The organism is Paraburkholderia sp. RL17-347-BIC-D, assembly GCF_046027915.1.
GTDB lineage: Bacteria > Pseudomonadota > Gammaproteobacteria > Burkholderiales > Burkholderiaceae > Paraburkholderia.
Genome location: NZ_JARESS010000002.1, coordinates 115,302 through 132,065, shown reverse-complemented (window position 1 = coordinate 132,065; position 16,764 = coordinate 115,302). Strand labels below are relative to the sequence as shown.

Genomic DNA, 16,764 nt, shown 5'->3' with positions numbered 1-16,764 from the left:
CATAGCCGCCCTTTGTTCTTGATGCGGCGCTCTGCCGCGAGTTTCGATGGCATCCAGCAAAGCACATCACGCTACCGGTTTTGCAGCCGGCGTCATCGCGGCGGCGATCGTCGCGCGCATCGGCGGCGGCGGTTCGTTTCATCTCGGCGTGGTGTTGAGTTTCGTCACCGGTGTGATTGGCAGCACGGCGCCGGACTGGCTCGAAGTCGCGTGGTGGTCGCGCGCGCGGCGTCTGTGGATCACGCATCGCACGCTCACGCATTGGGGCGTGGGATGGCTCGCGTTGCTCGCGGTCTCGTACCACTGGCTCGGGCATTCCGTGTATGCCGCGCCGGCGTTCGGATTTGCCTGCGGCGGTCTGATGCATCTGTTCGCTGACTGGCCGAATCCATTAGGCGTACCGTGGATTGCCGGCCGGCATTCGTTGAATCTCTGGAATAGCGGGCACTGCGATCTGATCGTCGTGGCGGCTTCGTGGGCGGCGGCGTGGTTTATCGGACAACACGTCTGGTTGCACGGCGTGCATGGCGCAGCTTTGCTGCAGCATTTGCGAATCGGATGAACATCACCGCAGCGCGGCCGCGTAGTTCGCGGGCGTCACACCGAGTAAGCGCACGAACGCGCGCGTCATGTGACTCTGATCGGCAAAGCCCGCTGCGGCAGCCGCATCGGCAAGCGTCGCGCCCCGCGCGATCCATTGCCTCGCGAGCACCACGCGACGCTGCATTCTGTACGCGTGCGGCGGCAGACCCATTTCATGCGCGAAGCCACGCAGCAACTGAAAACGGCTCATGCCGGCATCGGCGGCGAGATCGGCCAATGTGAGCGCAGAGGAAGGATCGTCGTCGATGCGTGCTTTCGCTCGCGCAATCGGACCCAACGCATCAGTCGACGATGAGCGTATCGGCCGCGTCGCATGCACGCGCACGAGATGCCCGAGCAGCTCGAGCAACGCCTCCTCGCGCGCCAGATCGTCCGGCACGAAAGGCACTTCCACCGCGACGCTGAAGAGCCGCTCGAACAAACGCTTCAGCAAAGGATCGTGCGCCACTGGCTGCGTGAGTTCGAGCTCGCGCGCCGCCGCGCCGGTCAGTTCACTCGCGGCGGTGACGAACATCGACGGTTCGAAATACAACATGCGCCACGTGCGCCCGCGCTCATCGAGCGGACTGCCGTCGTGGACTTCGCCGGGATTGACCATGATCGCGTCGTTGGCGCGCGCTTCGACTAGTCCGCGTCCGCTCGCCGACCGATGCCCGCCGCTGACGATCACACCGACGCCGAAGCGATCGTGCGAATGGCGCGGAAATGCATGCGCCGTTTCGGCCACCGTCGCTTCGACGCCGGCAATCGCGCAGCGAGGCATGTGAACGCGGCCGCGCGGCATGGTTATCGCTCAGCAGCTGATAGGAGGTTTGCGCATCGAAACACGCGAGCACGCGCGAACGAAGCCGCGCATCACTGCCGCCCCTCGTCGGACCGCTCGCCTTCGCGGATCTTGCCTTGCGACACGCTGCTGCCCGGCGGCACGCTGTGCGTGAGCCACACGTTGCCGCCGATCACCGAGCCGCGACCGATCGTCACGCGCCCGAGAATCGTCGCGCCGGCATAGATCACGACGTCGTCCTCGACGATCGGATGGCGTGCGTTGCCTTTGACGAGCGTACCGTCGAGATCCGCGGCGAAACTCTTCGCGCCGAGCGTCACGGCCTGATACACGCGCACGCGCTCGCCGATGATCGCGGTCTCGCCGATCACGACACCCGTGCCGTGGTCGATAAAGAAGCTCGGTCCGATCGTCGCGCCCGGGTGAATGTCGATGCCGGTTGCCGAGTGCGCGATCTCGTTGATGAAACGCGCCAGCAACGGCACGCCCAGGCGATGCAGCGCGTGCGCGAGCCGATGATGCGTCATCGCCCATACGCCCGGATAGCAAAGCAGAATTTCGGTGATGTGCTGCGCAGCCGGATCACCGGTGAAAGCCGCCTGAATGTCGCTGACCAGCAGCGCGCGAATGCCCGGCAATTGCGTGCCGAATTCACGCGCGACGTCGAACGCGCGCGCTTGCAAATCCGCATCGGGTGTTTCACCGAACTCCGGCAAAAAACGCAGGGCGCGGCGAATCTGTTCCGCCAGCAGCCGCAACGTACTTTCAAGCGTATGGCCGACGTAATAGTCGACGGTTTCGTCAGTCAGATCGGGCGCGCCGTAGTGCGTGGGAAACAGCGCCGCGCGCAGGCCGGCGACGATGTTGATCACCGCTTCGCGCGACGGCAGTTCGCGAATGCCGAGCGGATGCCGCGTGCGATGCAATTCTTCACGCGACGCGCGCAAGTCGGCGACGATCTGTTCGAGGCCCCAGTTATGGGAAGGCACGTTAGGCATAAAAGGACAGCGCCGTGCGATGAGCAGGCTTCGAAGTGATTATGCCGAGAGATTACCGCGTTTTGCCGAGGCTCGCGCAGCACCGCGCGACGGCGTGCCATACGCGGCATGGCACGCCGGAGGCGCTCAGATGGTCACGCTGCTCGCATCGATCCAGCGCACGGCCCAATCGCGCGCATGAGCAATGGCGGCCGCTTCGTCACGAAAGCGCAAGTCGGTGGGGAAAAAACGGTTGGCGACCAGTTCGCCGTCGCTCGAGCGGGAGATGACTACGTAAGGTTGCCAAGTGCCATCGACCGCGCGTGCCGGCGCGCAATTTAACAAATAGCCGCGATGTGTGAATGCAGCATCGAAGTGCATGTGTCACCCGCCCTGACGGCCCCGTAAAATGTTTTGAGTGGCGCGCAGACGGTGCTGCCGGCCATGAAGAAATAGCCGGACCGAATGTCTTCAATTTAACCGCGCTTCGCTCGTCGGAGTAAGATCATACTCTGTAGAAAATACGCGTCCATTAAAAAAAACGAAAAGAATCCCGGACGCAATCGCCAGCCGAATACCTCACTTGCAACTGCGCATACAACTACGCATGCAACTGCGGACAAAGCGCAGTGAAAACAGGTGAACCAGGGTTTGTGCGAGGCGGAACGGGTTTTGCTGCATGTCACACCATGTCCTCTTCAAGGAGAACGCATGATGAACAGCGATATCAACAAGCCAGCAGACGCGAACCAGCCGGCGGCCACTCACGGCCCGAGTTCGACGGAACTGCACAACGACCGCACCCACGACAGCACCGTCGACACCGACGGCAAGAATCTCGAAGCCGCGCGCATAGCGGGCCACAGCCCGATCTCGCCAGACGAGATCACCACGAGCAATGCGACCCTCACGAACAGCGTGCCCGAGGCGCACGACGGCATGGCCGGCTTCGACAGCCGGGTTGGCGGCAATCATCTGCTGCTGGCGCTCGAGCCGGGCTGCACGGTGATCGACAAAGGCATGGTCGCGCCGCAGGGCGCATATTCGGCGGATCATCTATACGGCGATCCGCGACCGGTTGGCAGCCGTCAGGAGCGCGGCCGTATCCATTACGCCCTTAATCATTTACGCCCGACCCGGCTGATCGAATTACATCGGGTGAAATAAACATTTGCGCTGCGTCCTGATTTGGTCCGTGTTTGAATTCAGACGCAGGCCCCGATTAATCAGTGTATTGCGAAGCGCGCACCGTTTGATTCGCGGTGCGCGCTTTTTCTTCGATTAGAAACTCAGGGTTGCAGGACCTACGCGTCGCGCAGACTGTTTCCTTCTGACGAACACGGGCAGAATCGACTGCACATCAACCCTCAACGGAGCAGTAGATGAAAAAGATCGTCGTGATCGGCGCCACCGGCACGCTGGGCCAGGCGGTGAGCGCGGAACTGAAGGCGCGCCATGAAGTGATCGAAGTGGGCGCGACGCGTGGGCAGTACCACGTCGACAGCACCGACCCGGCGAGCGTCGAGCGGCTCTTTCGCGAGATCGGCAAAGTGGACGGCGTCGTCACCACGACCGGCAAGGTGCATTTCGGTCCGCTGCCCGACATGAGCATCGAGCAGTTCCGGGTCGGCCTGCGCGACAAGCTGATGGGCCAGATCAACGTGGTGCTCGCGGCTCAGCAATACGTGAACGACGGCGGCTCGTTCACGCTGACGAGCGGCATCATCGGCGACGAGCCGATCCTGCAAGGCGCGAGCGCGACCACCGTCAATCTGGCACTCGAAGGTTTCGTGCGCGGCGCGGCGATCGAGTTGCCGCGCGGCATTCGCATCAACGTGGTGAGCCCGACCGTGCTCACCGAAGCAATGGACGCTTATGCGCCCTACTTCCGCGGCTTCGAGCCGGTGACGGGGCAGCGCGCGGCGATGGCCTATCTGCGCAGCGTGGAAGGCGCGCAGACCGGCCGCGTGTATCGCGTAGGATATTGAAGTGAAGGATTCACGCGATGCGGTCGAGCCGCATCGCGCCCTCTCCCAGTGTTTCGCCACTCTGCGGCGGCTGCGTCACGCTCTCGACGTCCCTCGTTGACTCAGTGAATCTCCGGCTCGCCCGCGGCGTGCGCATCCGGGGCCGCATGCGCGCCGCCGCGTTGCAGGAAATCGAAATCGCAACCTTGATTCGCTTGCATCACGTGCACCTGATGCATCGCGCCGTAGCCGCGCGTGAAACGCGGCGCCGGCTTGACCCACGTTTCCTTGCGGCGCGCGAGTTCCTCGTCGCTCACCAGCAGGTTGAGTTTGCGTCGCGGCACGTCGAGCTCGATCATGTCGCCGCTTTCGACCAGCGCAAACGGTCCGCCGATGAACGACTCGGGCGCGACATGCAACACGCACGCGCCGTAGCTCGTCCCGCTCATCCGCGCATCCGATATGCGCACCATGTCGCGCACCCCTTTTTGCAGCAACTTCCGCGGTATGGGTAATTGGCCCCATTCAGGCATACCCGGAGCGCCGACCGGCCCGGCATGCTGAAGCACGATCACACAGTTTTCGTCGATGTCGAGCGCTTCGTCGTCGATGCGCGCGGCCATGTCGTTGTAATCCTTGAACACCACTGCGCGACCCGTATGCACGAGCAGGTGCGGCTCAGCGGCGCCGGGTTTGATCACGGCACCGTCCGGCGCGATATTGCCGCGTAGCACCGCGAGGCCGCTATTGGGCAACAGCGGCCTGTCACGCCGGCGGATCACGTCGTCATTGAAAATCTCCGCGCCTTCGAGATTCTCACCAAGCGTGCGGCCGTTGACGGTTTTCTGCGAACGGTCGATCAACTCGCCGAGTTCAGCGAGCAAGGCGCGCAAACCGCCCGCATAGAAAAAGTCCTCCATCAGATACGCGCCGGTCGGGCGAACGTTCGCCAGCACCGGCGTGTGGCGCGAGATGTCGTCGTAGCGATCGAGCGTCAGTTCGATGCCGGCGCGGCGCGCGAGCGCGATCATGTGCACGATCGCGTTGGTCGAACCGGACAGCGCGAGGCAGGTGGTCACGGCGTTGTCGACGGAACCGGCGGTGAGCAGATCGGAGGGCTTGAGATCCTCCCACACCATCTCGACGATACGCATGCCGGTTTTCGCCGCCATCTGCGCATGACGCGAATCCGCTGCGGGAATCGACGCGAAACCGGGCAGCGTGAAGCCGAGCGCTTCGGCCGCGCTCGTCATGGTCGACGCGGTGCCCATGGTCATGCAGTGCCCCGGCGAGCGCGCAATGCCGCCTTCGATGCCTTGCCAGTCGTCTTGCGTGATCGTGCCCGCGCGCAGCTCCGCCCAGTACTTCCAGGCGTCGGAACCGGAACCGAGCGTCACGCCGTTCCAGTTTCCGCGCAGCATCGGGCCGGCGGGCAGAAAGATCGCCGGCAAATCCATCGAGATCGCGCCCATCAGCAAAGCCGGCGTGGTCTTATCGCAACCGCCCATCAGCACGACACCGTCGGCCGGATAGGAGCGCAGCGTTTCTTCGGCTTCCATGGCGAGGAAGTTGCGGTAAAGCATCGTGGTGGGCTTCTGGAACGGCTCGGAGAGCGTCTGCACCGGCAGTTCGACCGGAAAGCCGCCGGCCTGCCAGATGCCGCGCTTCACTTCCTCGACGCGCTGCTTGAAGTGCGTGTGACACGCGTTGATCTCACTCCATGTGTTGAGAATCGCGATGACCGGCTTGCCGGCGTATTCCTCGCGGTCATAGCCCATTTGCGCGGTGCGCGAGCGATGGCCGAACGAACGCAGATCGTTCACGCCGTACCAGCGGTGGCTACGCAATTCCTCGGGTTTCTTTCTCTTCGTCAACGTCTGCTCCACGATGTCTTTCGCCGTACCCCGCAAGGGCTTCCTTCAGCGCTTCTGCTCCTTCACTCGCGACACGATCTGCGTCGGGCTCACGAATTGCAGTGCAATCAACACCCAGATCAGCGTGATCGCCATATAGATCATCGCCATCGCATCGATCGATTGCGGCGCGCGCACGCCGGTTGAAAATACAGCGTAGTACAGGGCGACCACGAGCGTTTGCGTCGCCGGGCCCGCGGTAAAAAAAGTCAGCTCGAACATGCCGATGGTGCGCACGAGCACCAGCAAGCCCGCCGCCAGCATGCCGGGCACGAGCAGCGGCAGCAGCACGTAGCGGAAATAGCGGAACGTGTTGGCGCCGAAAATGCGCGCCGCCGCTTCGAGATTCGGATCGATCTGTTCGATGAACGGCGTCATCACGAGAATCACGAATGGCAGTGCCGGCACGAGATTGGCCAGGATCACGCCGCTCAGCGTGCCGGCGAGGCCGACCTTGTACATGACCGTCGCCATGGGAATGCCGTAGGTGACGGGCGGCACCATCAGCGGCAACAGGAAGATCAGCATGGCGACGCGCTTGCCTGGAAATTGCACTCGGGCGAGCGCATACGCCGCCGGCACGCCGAGCAGGACCGACAGCAGCACGACTGCGCCGACCACTTCGACGGTCACCCACAACACGCTCGCCAACTGGAAGTCGCTCCATGCCTGCGCATACCAATGCAGCGTGAAGCCTTGCGGCAACAAGGTGCCGAACCAGCGCGTCGCCACCGAATTGACTGCGACGGTCGCGATCAGCAGCACCACGTTGACGAGGAAGAACACCATGGCGCCCCACACCAGCACGCGCCAGATGCGGCCCGGCACGCTGGTGCGTTGCCGGGTTTGGCCCGCGCGCTTATCCGGCTCGCGCGCGCCGTCATCGTGATCCTTTGATGTCGACGCCGACCACGAAGGCTGCGCCGCGCGATGATCGGTCGTCATCAGCCTTTGCCTCCGGTTGCCGGACCGCTGTAGAAGAAGCGGCGCGCGCCGAGCAGCGCGGCGACCACTAGCAACTGCACGAAGCCCATCACCATCGCGATTGCGGACGCCAGCGAGTAGTCGTAGCTCTCGAATGCGGCTTCGGCGGCGGCAATCGACATCACACGTGTCGGCCCGGCGGGCGCGCCGAGCAACACTGCCGACGGAAACACCGAAAACGCCTGCACGAACGACAGACACGCCGCCATCGTCAAGCCCGGCACCAGCAGCGGCAGATAGATGCGGCGAAACTGCTGCCACGGACTCGCGCCGAGCGTCGCCGCCGCGGCCGCGAGCGTCGGGTCGATGCCGGTCACATACGACAGCGTCAACAGAAACGCAAACGGAAAACCCGACACGATCAGCGAGATCAGCACGCCCCAGAAGTTATGCGTAAGACGCACTTCGCGCGCATAGAGATGCAGACCGTGCAGCGCTTGCGGAAACCAGCCGTTCGGGCCGAAGTACGTGAGCATGCCGTCGGCGATCAACACGGTGCCGAGCGTCACGGGAATCACCAGCAGCGTCGTGACGAACTTCTGATAGCGCGAGTACCGGCGCAATGCGAACGCCACCGGCACCGAGACGCCCACGTTGATCAGCGTGGCGGGCACCGCGAGCTTGAGCGTGACGAGAATCGTCGGCCACATCGACGTGTCGGTGAAGAACGTCAGATAGTTGGCCCAGAGGCCGCCGCCGTTCATCGGCCGGAACGACAGCACCAGACCGTACGCAAACGGATAGATGAACAACGCGACGATGAAGAGCAAAGCCGGCGCGACGAGCCACGCCTTGGCGTCACGCGGAACGAGCGGCGGCGACAGCGTGGGCATGCTCATGCCGCCTCGGCATCGTAGACGAGCGTGCGCGACGGCGGCACGCGCAAGCTGATTCGCTCGCCCTCTTCGAATTCTCCGCCGACGCGTGCCCAGATATCGCCGAACGCTGTCTTCACGCGCAGCAACGAATCGCGGCCGCCGTATTCGACGGTCGTCACCAACGCGTCGAAGGCATTCTCCGCACCGGGCACGGCGCGCTCCATATCCTCGGGACGCAACGCGACGCTCACGCGTTTGCTGTTGAAGCCGGCCATCGGCGTGCCGAGGAGACGCACACCGTTTGCGGTCACCAGCACGCCTTCGCCTTGCGTGCCTTCGAGTTCGAATTCGGCCACGTTGCGATAACCCATGAAGCGCGCGACGTGCAGATTCTGCGGCCGCGTGTAGACCTCTTTCGGCGTGGCAACCTGTTGCACGACACCCTCCCTCATCACGACGATGCGGTCGGCCATGGAAAGCGCTTCGTCCTGATCGTGCGTCACGTAGAGCGTCGCACGCTCGAGCTGGCTGTGGATGCGGCGAATCTCCGCGCGCATTTCGATCCGCAGTTTGGTATCGAGATTCGACAACGGTTCGTCCATCAGAATCAGCGGCGGCTCGATCACGATCGCGCGCGCAATCGCCACGCGCTGCTGCTGGCCGCCGGACAGTTGTCCGGGCAGCTTGCGTTCATGCCCGACGAGTTGCACGAGCTGCAACGCTTCACGCACGCGGCGCACGGCTTCGCTCCTGCCGACGCCGCGCATCTTCAAACCGAAGCCGACGTTGTCGAGCACGCTCATATGCGGAAACAGCGCGTAGTTCTGAAACACCATGCCGAAGCCGCGCTTCTCCGGCGGCAGCACGTCGATGCGTTTGTCGTCGAGCCAGATGCCACCGGCGCTTAACGGCTGCAATCCGGCAATGCAATTGAGCGCCGTCGATTTGCCGCAACCGGAAGGCCCCAGCAGAGCGATGAACTCGCCACGTTGGATGGTCAGATCGAGGCCGCGCAGCGCCGCGATCGCCTGGCCTTCCGCATTCGTAAAACTGCGGCTCACCGAGTCGAGCCGCAACTGCTCAAAGTGATGCTTCATGGCGGTTTCCCGATACGCGTGGTGCGCCGTGTAACGTATCACGCGTGGATCGCAACATCATGCATGCACGGCCGGACGAGGAGACTATTTGGTCTTCTGCGCGCCGACCTCGGTGTCCCATTTCTTGAAAGCCGCGACCATCGCCGCGGCGTTCAGCGGCAAGACGTGCGGACGCTCGGCCAACAGCTTCGCATACTCCGGCCGGCCGTATTTCTTCAGCACGTCCTGGCTGTGCGCGGGCGCCTGCTCGACGCTCACACCCTTGATCGCCGGACCGGGGTAGAAGTAACCGTCGTCATAGGTCATGGCCTGCTGCGCCGGTTCGAGCATGAAGTTCATCAGCTTGTAGAGCACGTCGAGCTTTTCCTTCGGCACGCCTTTCGGAATCACCATGTAGTGCGCGTCGTTCACCCACGTCATGTTGTCGAACGCCTGCACGCGGAATTCCGCCGGCACGATACCGAGCGCGCGCGGATTGATGTCCCAGCCCGTCACGGTCACCGTCATATCGCGGGTGCCTTCGCCAAACTCCTTCATCACCGCCGACGTGCCGCCCGGATAGTAAGGAATGCAATCGTTCAGTTGCTTGAGAAAGGCCCACGTCTTGTCCCAGCCGTGAATCGGATCCTGCGGATCCTTGTCGCCGAGTATGTAGGGCAAGCCCATCAGGAACGTGCGGCCCGGACCGGAATTCGCCGGGCGTGCGTAGATCAGCTTGTCCGGATGCGCCTTGCACCATTGCAGCAATTGCTCGGGCGTCTTCGGCGGGTCGCTGACTTTGGCGGGGTTGTATTCGAGCAGCGGGCCGGCCGGCATATACGCGACTTCGAGCCCGTAGCCTTGCGCGAGATCCTGCATCTTGCGCGGACCCGGCGCGTACTTATCGAGCACGCCAGGGAACGCCGCCGCGTTCTCGGGCAGCAGCTTCATCCAGAGACTCTGTTCGATGCCGGCGGCAAGCGCGTCGGTGCCGGTCAGCACGAGATCGATATCGGAGCGGCCCGCGGCCTGCATCGCCTTGATCTTGCCGGGCAACTGCGGCGCCGGCGCGTTCGTGAAGGTGAGATTGGCGACGAGGTTCGGGTACTTCGCCTTGAAGGCCTCGAAGCCCTTTTGCGTGAGTTGAAGGTCGCCGGCCACGTCGACGATATTGAGTGTGACCGGATCGGCCGCATGCGCAGCGGATGCGAAAGCGGCGCTCGCCGCGAGACATACGGACACCAGCCTGAGCGCCAACCTGTGTGAAACAGTCATTGCGTCTCCTCGCTTCTTGGTATGGAAATCCGCCGGTCGAATGCGCTGCGGGCGGTGTCTTTCTACCAATGGAACATAGCGAAGCGGAACAGCTGATGTCAAGCAAATACTCGTGGCGGCTCCGGGCTCATGAAAGCCGCCATTTTCGCGGTGAATCCTTGCCGCTCAACGGCTTGCGCGCTGCATCCAAGGGCAAACCCGGAGCCGCTCATGACCTCTGATGACGACTTGTCTGGCAACTAGCCGCCTTGCACGCCTTGCGTATTCACGTAGAGCGAATAGAGGCCGTGGCTTGCCGCCATGAAGAGCCGGTTGCGATGCCGTCCGCCGAAGCATACGTTCGCACAGCGCTCCGGCAATGCTATGTGGCCGAGCGGCTCGCCTTGCGACGTGAAGACGCGCACGCCGTCGAGTTCGTCGGTGCCCATGCCCCAGCCGCACCACAGATTGCCGTGGACATCGACGCGAAAGCCGTCCGGCGTGCCCGGGCCGGCGTCGATCAGCACGCGGTTGTTCGACAGCGCGCCGCCGTCGCCGTCGACATCGAACGCACGGATCTTGCGCGGCTCACCGCGCGATTCGACGATGTACAGCACCGACTCGTCCGGAGAAAACGCCAGACCGTTGGGGCCTAGCACGTCATCGGCGACGACGGTGACTTCGCCGGATTGGCCGTCGACGCGGTACACGCACGCCGTCAGTTCCGACTCCTGCCGCTCGCCCTCATAGAATCCGTCGATGCCGAAGGTCGGATCGCTGAACCAGATCGAGCCGTCCGATTTCACGACCACGTCGTTCGGCGAATTGAAGCGCTTGCCGCGGTAGCGGTCGGCGAGCACGGTGATCGATCCGTCGTATTCGGTGCGCGTGACGCGCCTCGTCAGATGCTCGCAACTGACGAGACGGCCCTGACGGTCGCGCGTATGGCCGTTCGCATTGTTCGACGACTGGCGAAACGTCGACACCGTGCCGCTCGGTTCGTCCCAGCGCAGGATGCGGTCGTTCGGAATGTCGCTCCACAGCAGATAGCGGCCGTCGCCGAACCAGACCGGGCCCTCGGACCAGCGCGCGCCCTGATACAGACACTCGACGGACGCGGAAGCCAGGATCAGTGCTTTGAAGCGCGGATCGAACACGCGGATGGAGGGATCGGGATAGCGTCGGTTGTTGTCGGTCATACTGGTGGCTTCGGGCTCAAGGTTCAGTGGCATGGGTTGGCTTGCGCGAATTCGTGCTCCAACGCGAGCAGCGCCCGCGCGGCGTGCTCGATCTTCGCATGATGCTCGGGCGGCGTCGCGAATCGGGGATTCGTTCACGTGGCCTCACACCGGGAGCGGGACAGAATGGAGCGCTCAAGGTAGCACCGGGCTCCGAATGTTGTCAAACAACTTGGCGGCAAGCCCGGCTTCGCGAATTCTTCGCGCGGATCGCGAAGGTCGCAAACTACGCGGTGTTGCTTTTGTATGACAATAGAGCTTGGACGGTGACGTTTATGTCGCGGCAATCGTGCAGCCCGCAAACATTCAATATCGGCAATCAGTGCGATTTTGACTGAAATTTTGGCAGCGGCCGCTAATTAGAATGCTTTCACAATAATGTTGCCAACGAATGGCATCAAAACGGCTACTACGCGAAAATTACCCACATTAACCTTCGGTGAATGTTAACTCGGTCAAAAAATCGGATACAAAGAGCGATTCATTCGCATTCTCGCTAAACCGTCACCGTCGCCATTTTGTTAGAAATCACTTCTGGCTTTGCGAAATAAATTTTGGTGATAGATTGTGAAGATAAAAACCAACGGACGGAATGCCGTACCGCAATTTACCGCAACGGGATGTTTGCGAGCCTGAGAGAGTAAAAATTGTCGCTACATTTTATCGAGCAGATGGCACCGCTACTGGACGCCGCCGACGAAGCGGAATGGTTCGGTGCAATCGCGGGCCTCGCCGAGACGTGGGGCTTCGACAGGCTTTTGATCGCCATGCTGCCGCGCCCGACCATTCGCCTCGAAGACGCTTATGTGCGTAGCACGTACTCCCCCACCTGGCGCCGTACTTATGACGAGCAGGGACTGGTTCACATCGATCCGACCGTCGCGCATTGCGCGACGCGCGCCACGCCGCTGATCTGGTCGCCGGATATTTTCACGACCGCACCGCAGCTTTCCATGTACGAGGAAGCCCGCGCGCATGGGTTGCGCGCCGGCGTGACATTGCCGATTCATGGACCGAACCAGGAAGCCGGCATGATGTGCTTCGTCAATGACAACAATCCCAACGACGAATTCTGGCGCCATATCAACGTGGCATTGCCGAATCTGGTGTTATTGCGCGATCTTGTAATCGATACCAGCCAGCGGCATTTGAATACGCACGCTCAGACCTTATTGCCCAAGCTCACGCCGCGTGAACGCGAATGCCTGAAATGGACCGCACGCGGCAAATCCACCTGGGAAATCTCCCACATCCTGAACTGTTCGGAAGCCGTGGTGAACTTCCACATGAAGAACATCAGGACGAAATTCGGTGTGAATTCGCGGCGTGCGGCGGCCGTGATTGCAGCCCAGCTCGGGCTTATTGACCCGGGTTGAGAAAGGCCGCGGCGTCGCGGCTGTAGAGCACGCGCTCGGCGCGGCCCAGATCGGCGTCGGACACGGTTTTGGTGAAGTACAGACCGAGCAGGATCGACACCGGCGCCGGGATTTCAGCACCCGACTCGAACCGGCTGCCGCGCGACTGCGTGACGCCGAAGCGAGCCCAGAAACGGCGTTGGCTCTCTTTTTTCTTCTTGCGGTAAGCAATGATCAGAACGCGGTCCACCGCCGTGGAAGGCTCCGCCGGGCGGGTTTGAAGACCGGCTTGCGGTTGCCAATGATTGTCGAGGAGTTCCATTTTTTCGGTCCTGTCGGTTGAGTGCAGTGCTTGTCTCGAATTTTGCGTTACCCGATAAGCATGCGCACCTATCCAGGTAGGTAGGTGGCAGAAACATTCAAAATGCATAAGTTTTCTTGCGTATTGGGTACCCCAACACGTTCAGGAGAACGTCATGCAAACAGCAATCCGGATTGGAATGCGTCAGGAATTCGACAACGCGGACATTAACGAGATGTACCGCCTGCGGGCGCGGGTGTTTCACGGCCGGCTCGGGTGGGATATCCCTACCATCGCGGGCATGGAGATCGACGGCTACGACGCGCTCGGGCCGCATTACATGCTGATCCAGGCGGACGACGGGCAAGTGCGCGGCTGTTGGCGCCTGATGCCGACCGAGGGCCCCAACATGCTGAAGGACACCTTCCCGCAATTGCTGCACGGCGCGGCGGCGCCGGTTGGGCGGCACATCTGGGAATTGAGCCGGTTCGCGATCGAAACCGGCGGCGAGGAGCAATCGTTTGGCTTTGCGGACCTGACCATGCAGGCGATCCACGAACTCGTGACGTTCGCCGACCAGATGGGCATCACGCGGTATGTCACGGTGACCACCACGCCGATCGAGCGGCTGCTGCGCAAGACCGGGATCGAGATCAGCCGGCTCGGGTCGCCATTGCAGATCGGCGTGGAGCGGGCGGTGGCGCTGGATATCGCCGTGAGTCCCAAGACTCGTACCGCGCTGTTCGGACCGATGGCCGCCGCTGCTTAGCTGCTTTACTCCGCTGCCGCGAGAGCGGCAGGTTCTACGCCCTGTCGCACCGTGCGGGAACTACCACGGCACGGTGGCCCGATGGCGCTGCGGCCTCGCCGCGCGACGACAGCGCGCGGACACTCAGGAGCCGAACATCCGCTCGAGCGCGTTCTCGAGATGCGCTCGCATGGCGCGTGCAGCGCCCGGCGCGTCCTTGCGCCGGATTGCCTCGAGCACGGCCATATGCTCCGCCTGCACGAGCCGCTGCCGCGCCACCGTCTTCACCAGCGAAAGATTGCGCGACAGGTTCATGCTGAAGAGAATTTGCTCCTCGATAAACGACATGACCGTGATGAAAAACGGGTTCTTCGACGCGCGCGCCACCGCCAGGTGAAACATGAAGTCGTCTTTCGCGCCGATACCCTGCGTCTCGATGATCCGCTCCAACTGGTCCCAGGCGTGCTGGATGGCGGCGATGTCGTCGGCGTCGGCTTTGAGCGCCGCCTGCTCCGCCGCGCCCGCTTCTGTCACGATGCGAAATTCATAGCAGCGGCGGATGTCGGACAGCGTTTCGAGCGGCGCGAAGCGGCGCACGTCCGGATCCGGCCGCCGCGCGACCGTCGTGCCCGATCCGTGCCGCGTCATGATGATGCCGTCCGCCCGCAAGCGCGCCAGCGCTTCGCGCACCGTCGGCCTGGACGTCGCGAATCGCTCCGCCAGCGCATGCTCGGTCGGCAAGCGCTCACCTTCCTTGTACTCGCCCTCGACAATGCGGTTGAGAATGTCGCCGTAGATCTTGTCGGGCAAGCCCGTCGTTTTGCGCTCGTTCATCAGCGGACTGAAGCAGCTTGTCTGAGTAGGCTGTAATTGTAAGGCAAACCCGGCCTTATCCTGGCCGCCGATATGCATTGCAAATTGGAGCGAAGTCCCGCCGACGCTTGCTGACCGGCGCTTGCCGAACAGGACAGCCTCGTCGCAAAATTTGACAAGAGTTTGATTTACATCCAGGTCGAATGCATGTTTTTCAGCGATCATTTAAGCTCGCATCAGCAATGAATCTTCATTGCGCCCAGCCGGTTGGAAACAGCTGCGGCATCCGGATCCTTCAGACGCGGAGTCGATATGTACACACGCATTCTTGTAGCGGTCGACGGCAGCAACACCTCCCGCCGTGCATTCGAAGCAGCGCTCGCGCTCGCCAAATCCAGCGGCGCGGTCTTGCAGCCGTTCTATGTCGTCGAAAACACGCCGATGTATTTCGAAGCGCCCGGTTACGACCCATCCGTCTTGCGCAACCGGCTCGTCGAAGAGGGCAAGGAACTCGGCGCCGAGTTCGCCAAGGCCATGACCGAGCAAGGCGTGAAGGGCGAGCTCGTGGTGGGCGAGGCATCCACGATCGACGATGTTTCGGTGGTCGTGCTCAAGGCCGCGGCTGACTTCAACGCCGATCTGCTGGTCATGGGCACACACGGACGGCGCGGTTTTCAGCGGCTGATTCTTGGCAGTGTCGCCGAGCGCTGCGTGCGGCAAGCGACTTTGCCCGTGCTGTTGATCCCATCCGCCGCGGGCAAGTCCGGCGACGTGGATTGATGAACGCGGCGCGAGTGAGCAACGCGCGCTTTACATCGGCGGCAGGTGTTCCAGGTTGCCGATCTCCTTTTCGCCAAAGTGTGAGCAGGGTCTGCCTGCTCGCACTCCATAGCAGTCCATAAACAAATTCACCGACGCCGGTGTGACACTGCTCAACGTGCCTGACTGCCTGAACGCGTCATTTTGCCGCGAAGCGGGCAACGTGGTCGATGGGACAATCTGTCATTACCCTGACCACCGGCTGCTGAACATGCTCACTCCTATCGCTGTTACGCACTCCGCCGGCACTGCCGATTCCGTGGCCTCTGCCGCAAGTTCATCGCCGGCGCGCGGCAGCCGTCGTGCGGCACCGCCACGGGCAAACGCGCGCTCCGCCGCGCGCTGTTCGAGCTGCGCAATGCGGCAGCTCTGCATGCCCCAAGGTTTGTCGCCCGACGAACTGATGAAACTCGAAACGCTCATCTGTTCCGCGCGCTCCGTTCAGCGCGGTGAAGCCCTGTATCGCAGCGGCGACCGCTTCGACAGTATTTACGCCGTGCGCTCCGGTTCGATGAAAACCGTCATGGCGCATCGTGACGGCCGCGAACAGGTCACCGGTTTGCGGCTCGCCGGCGAGGCGCTCGGTCTTGACGGCATCAGCGACGACGTGCATGCCTGCAGCGCGCTCGCCCTCGAAGACAGCACGGTTTGCATCGTCCCCTACACCGCCCTCAAGTCACTGTGCCGCGAAATCAGTTCGATGCAGGAGCGCATGCACAAACTGCTGGGCGAGCAGATCGTCCGTGAAGCCGCGCAGATGATGGTGCTTGGGTCGCTCTCGGCGGACGAACGGGTCGCGGCATTCCTGCTCGACGTCTCGGAGCGCAACGCGCGGCGAGGTTATTCGTCGGCGGAATTCAATCTGCGCATGACGCGCGAGGACATGGGCAGCTACCTCGGCATGACGCTCGAAACCGTGAGCCGCACCCTGTCAAGATTTCAAAAGCGCGGCCTGATCGACACACACGGCAAGCACATCCGGATCGTCGATCTGGACGGCCTGCGGCAAGTCTAGGCCACTGACGGGAGCCCGGCCCACGCCGCCGCGCCCCCGCCCACTTCCTTTTTTACGCGCTTTCGTCTTGGCATGGCTCCTGCGAGCAGGTACAGTCTT

At 62.5% G+C, this 16,764-nt stretch carries 19 protein-coding genes; 8 read left to right on the top strand and 11 right to left on the bottom strand.

What is annotated here, in order from left to right; translation table 11 throughout:
* The first annotated feature begins 46 nt into the window (after positions 1 to 46).
* Positions 47 to 562: a metal-dependent hydrolase gene (locus P0D96_RS04000; RefSeq protein ID WP_408311899.1), complete on the top strand. Its 516-nt coding sequence runs from the start codon at positions 47 to 49 to the stop codon at positions 560 to 562.
* Positions 563 to 565: 3 nt separating this feature from the next.
* Here the strand turns inward: P0D96_RS04000 and P0D96_RS03995 are convergent, their stop codons facing one another.
* The 3 genes from P0D96_RS03995 to P0D96_RS03985 form a co-directional block, all read right to left on the bottom strand.
* Positions 566 to 1,387, bottom strand: a complete 822-nt coding sequence (locus tag P0D96_RS03995) for an AraC family transcriptional regulator (RefSeq protein WP_408311896.1) — start codon at positions 1,385 to 1,387, stop codon at positions 566 to 568.
* 71 nt (positions 1,388 to 1,458) lie between these two features.
* Complete coding sequence (gene epsC, locus P0D96_RS03990) at positions 1,459 to 2,385, bottom strand: serine O-acetyltransferase EpsC (protein WP_132378247.1); 927 nt, start codon at positions 2,383 to 2,385, stop codon at positions 1,459 to 1,461.
* A 126-nt stretch (positions 2,386 to 2,511) separates the two neighbouring features.
* Entirely contained in the window at positions 2,512 to 2,745 is a 234-nt protein-coding gene (locus tag P0D96_RS03985) for a hypothetical protein (protein ID WP_132378249.1), read from the bottom strand.
* Positions 2,746 to 3,078: 333 nt separating this feature from the next.
* On the opposite strand from P0D96_RS03985, the gene P0D96_RS03980 reads away from it, so the two are divergent.
* A complete protein-coding gene (locus P0D96_RS03980) occupies positions 3,079 to 3,531 on the top strand; it encodes a DUF3005 domain-containing protein (RefSeq protein WP_408312314.1) in 453 nt (150 codons plus the stop codon).
* Positions 3,532 to 3,746: 215 nt separating this feature from the next.
* The gene (locus P0D96_RS03975) at positions 3,747 to 4,352 is read left to right on the top strand and encodes a short chain dehydrogenase (RefSeq protein WP_408311893.1); all 606 of its coding nucleotides are present in this window, start codon (positions 3,747 to 3,749) and stop codon (positions 4,350 to 4,352) included.
* A 101-nt stretch (positions 4,353 to 4,453) separates the two neighbouring features.
* Here P0D96_RS03975 and araD read toward each other — a convergent pair whose 3' ends face one another.
* The 6 genes from araD to P0D96_RS03945 all read right to left on the bottom strand — a co-directional run bounded on the left by araD (position 4,454) and on the right by P0D96_RS03945 (position 11,575).
* Positions 4,454 to 6,205, bottom strand: coding sequence for an L-arabinonate dehydratase (gene araD, locus P0D96_RS03970; protein WP_408311890.1), 1,752 nt, complete (start codon positions 6,203 to 6,205; stop codon positions 4,454 to 4,456).
* Between the two features lie 45 nt (positions 6,206 to 6,250).
* Positions 6,251 to 7,189: an ABC transporter permease gene (locus P0D96_RS03965; RefSeq protein WP_408175222.1), complete on the bottom strand. Its 939-nt coding sequence runs from the start codon at positions 7,187 to 7,189 to the stop codon at positions 6,251 to 6,253.
* The gene (locus P0D96_RS03960) at positions 7,189 to 8,061 is read right to left on the bottom strand and encodes an ABC transporter permease (protein WP_408175380.1); all 873 of its coding nucleotides are present in this window, start codon (positions 8,059 to 8,061) and stop codon (positions 7,189 to 7,191) included. Before P0D96_RS03960 ends, P0D96_RS03965 begins: the two co-directional genes overlap by 1 nt.
* Before the next feature lie 2 nt (positions 8,062 to 8,063).
* Positions 8,064 to 9,143, bottom strand: coding sequence for an ABC transporter ATP-binding protein (locus P0D96_RS03955; protein WP_408175223.1), 1,080 nt, complete (start codon positions 9,141 to 9,143; stop codon positions 8,064 to 8,066).
* 84 nt (positions 9,144 to 9,227) lie between these two features.
* Entirely contained in the window at positions 9,228 to 10,397 is a 1,170-nt protein-coding gene (locus P0D96_RS03950) for an ABC transporter substrate-binding protein (RefSeq protein ID WP_408311887.1), read from the bottom strand.
* Between the two features lie 239 nt (positions 10,398 to 10,636).
* Positions 10,637 to 11,575, bottom strand: coding sequence for an SMP-30/gluconolactonase/LRE family protein (locus tag P0D96_RS03945; RefSeq protein ID WP_408291624.1), 939 nt, complete (start codon positions 11,573 to 11,575; stop codon positions 10,637 to 10,639).
* Positions 11,576 to 11,616: 41 nt separating this feature from the next.
* Between P0D96_RS03945 and P0D96_RS03940 the strand changes: the two genes are divergently transcribed.
* Together P0D96_RS03940 and P0D96_RS03935 are read left to right on the top strand one after the other, a co-directional pair.
* Positions 11,617 to 11,952: a hypothetical protein gene (locus P0D96_RS03940; RefSeq protein WP_408311884.1), complete on the top strand. Its 336-nt coding sequence runs from the start codon at positions 11,617 to 11,619 to the stop codon at positions 11,950 to 11,952.
* Between the two features lie 333 nt (positions 11,953 to 12,285).
* Positions 12,286 to 12,990, top strand: coding sequence for a helix-turn-helix transcriptional regulator (locus tag P0D96_RS03935; RefSeq protein ID WP_408175226.1), 705 nt, complete (start codon positions 12,286 to 12,288; stop codon positions 12,988 to 12,990).
* Here the strand turns inward: P0D96_RS03935 and P0D96_RS03930 are convergent.
* Positions 12,974 to 13,291, bottom strand: coding sequence for a helix-turn-helix domain-containing protein (locus P0D96_RS03930; protein ID WP_408175227.1), 318 nt, complete (start codon positions 13,289 to 13,291; stop codon positions 12,974 to 12,976). The genes P0D96_RS03935 and P0D96_RS03930 overlap by 17 nt on opposite strands.
* Positions 13,292 to 13,445: 154 nt before the next feature.
* Between P0D96_RS03930 and P0D96_RS03925 the strand changes: the two genes are divergently transcribed.
* Complete coding sequence (locus tag P0D96_RS03925; protein WP_408175228.1) at positions 13,446 to 14,039, top strand: acyl-homoserine-lactone synthase; 594 nt, start codon at positions 13,446 to 13,448, stop codon at positions 14,037 to 14,039.
* Between the two features lie 123 nt (positions 14,040 to 14,162).
* Here P0D96_RS03925 and P0D96_RS03920 read toward each other — a convergent pair whose 3' ends face one another.
* Positions 14,163 to 14,852, bottom strand: coding sequence for a FadR/GntR family transcriptional regulator (locus tag P0D96_RS03920; RefSeq protein ID WP_408311881.1), 690 nt, complete (start codon positions 14,850 to 14,852; stop codon positions 14,163 to 14,165).
* A gap of 291 nt (positions 14,853 to 15,143) precedes the next feature.
* Between P0D96_RS03920 and P0D96_RS03915 the strand changes: the two genes are divergently transcribed.
* Positions 15,144 to 15,611, top strand: coding sequence for a universal stress protein (locus P0D96_RS03915; protein WP_408175231.1), 468 nt, complete (start codon positions 15,144 to 15,146; stop codon positions 15,609 to 15,611).
* A gap of 250 nt (positions 15,612 to 15,861) precedes the next feature.
* Positions 15,862 to 16,665 carry a helix-turn-helix domain-containing protein gene (locus P0D96_RS03910; RefSeq protein ID WP_408175382.1) on the top strand — a complete coding sequence of 268 codons (804 nt, stop codon included), beginning with the start codon at positions 15,862 to 15,864 and terminating at the stop codon, positions 16,663 to 16,665.
* The last annotated feature ends 99 nt before the right edge of the window (positions 16,666 to 16,764 follow it).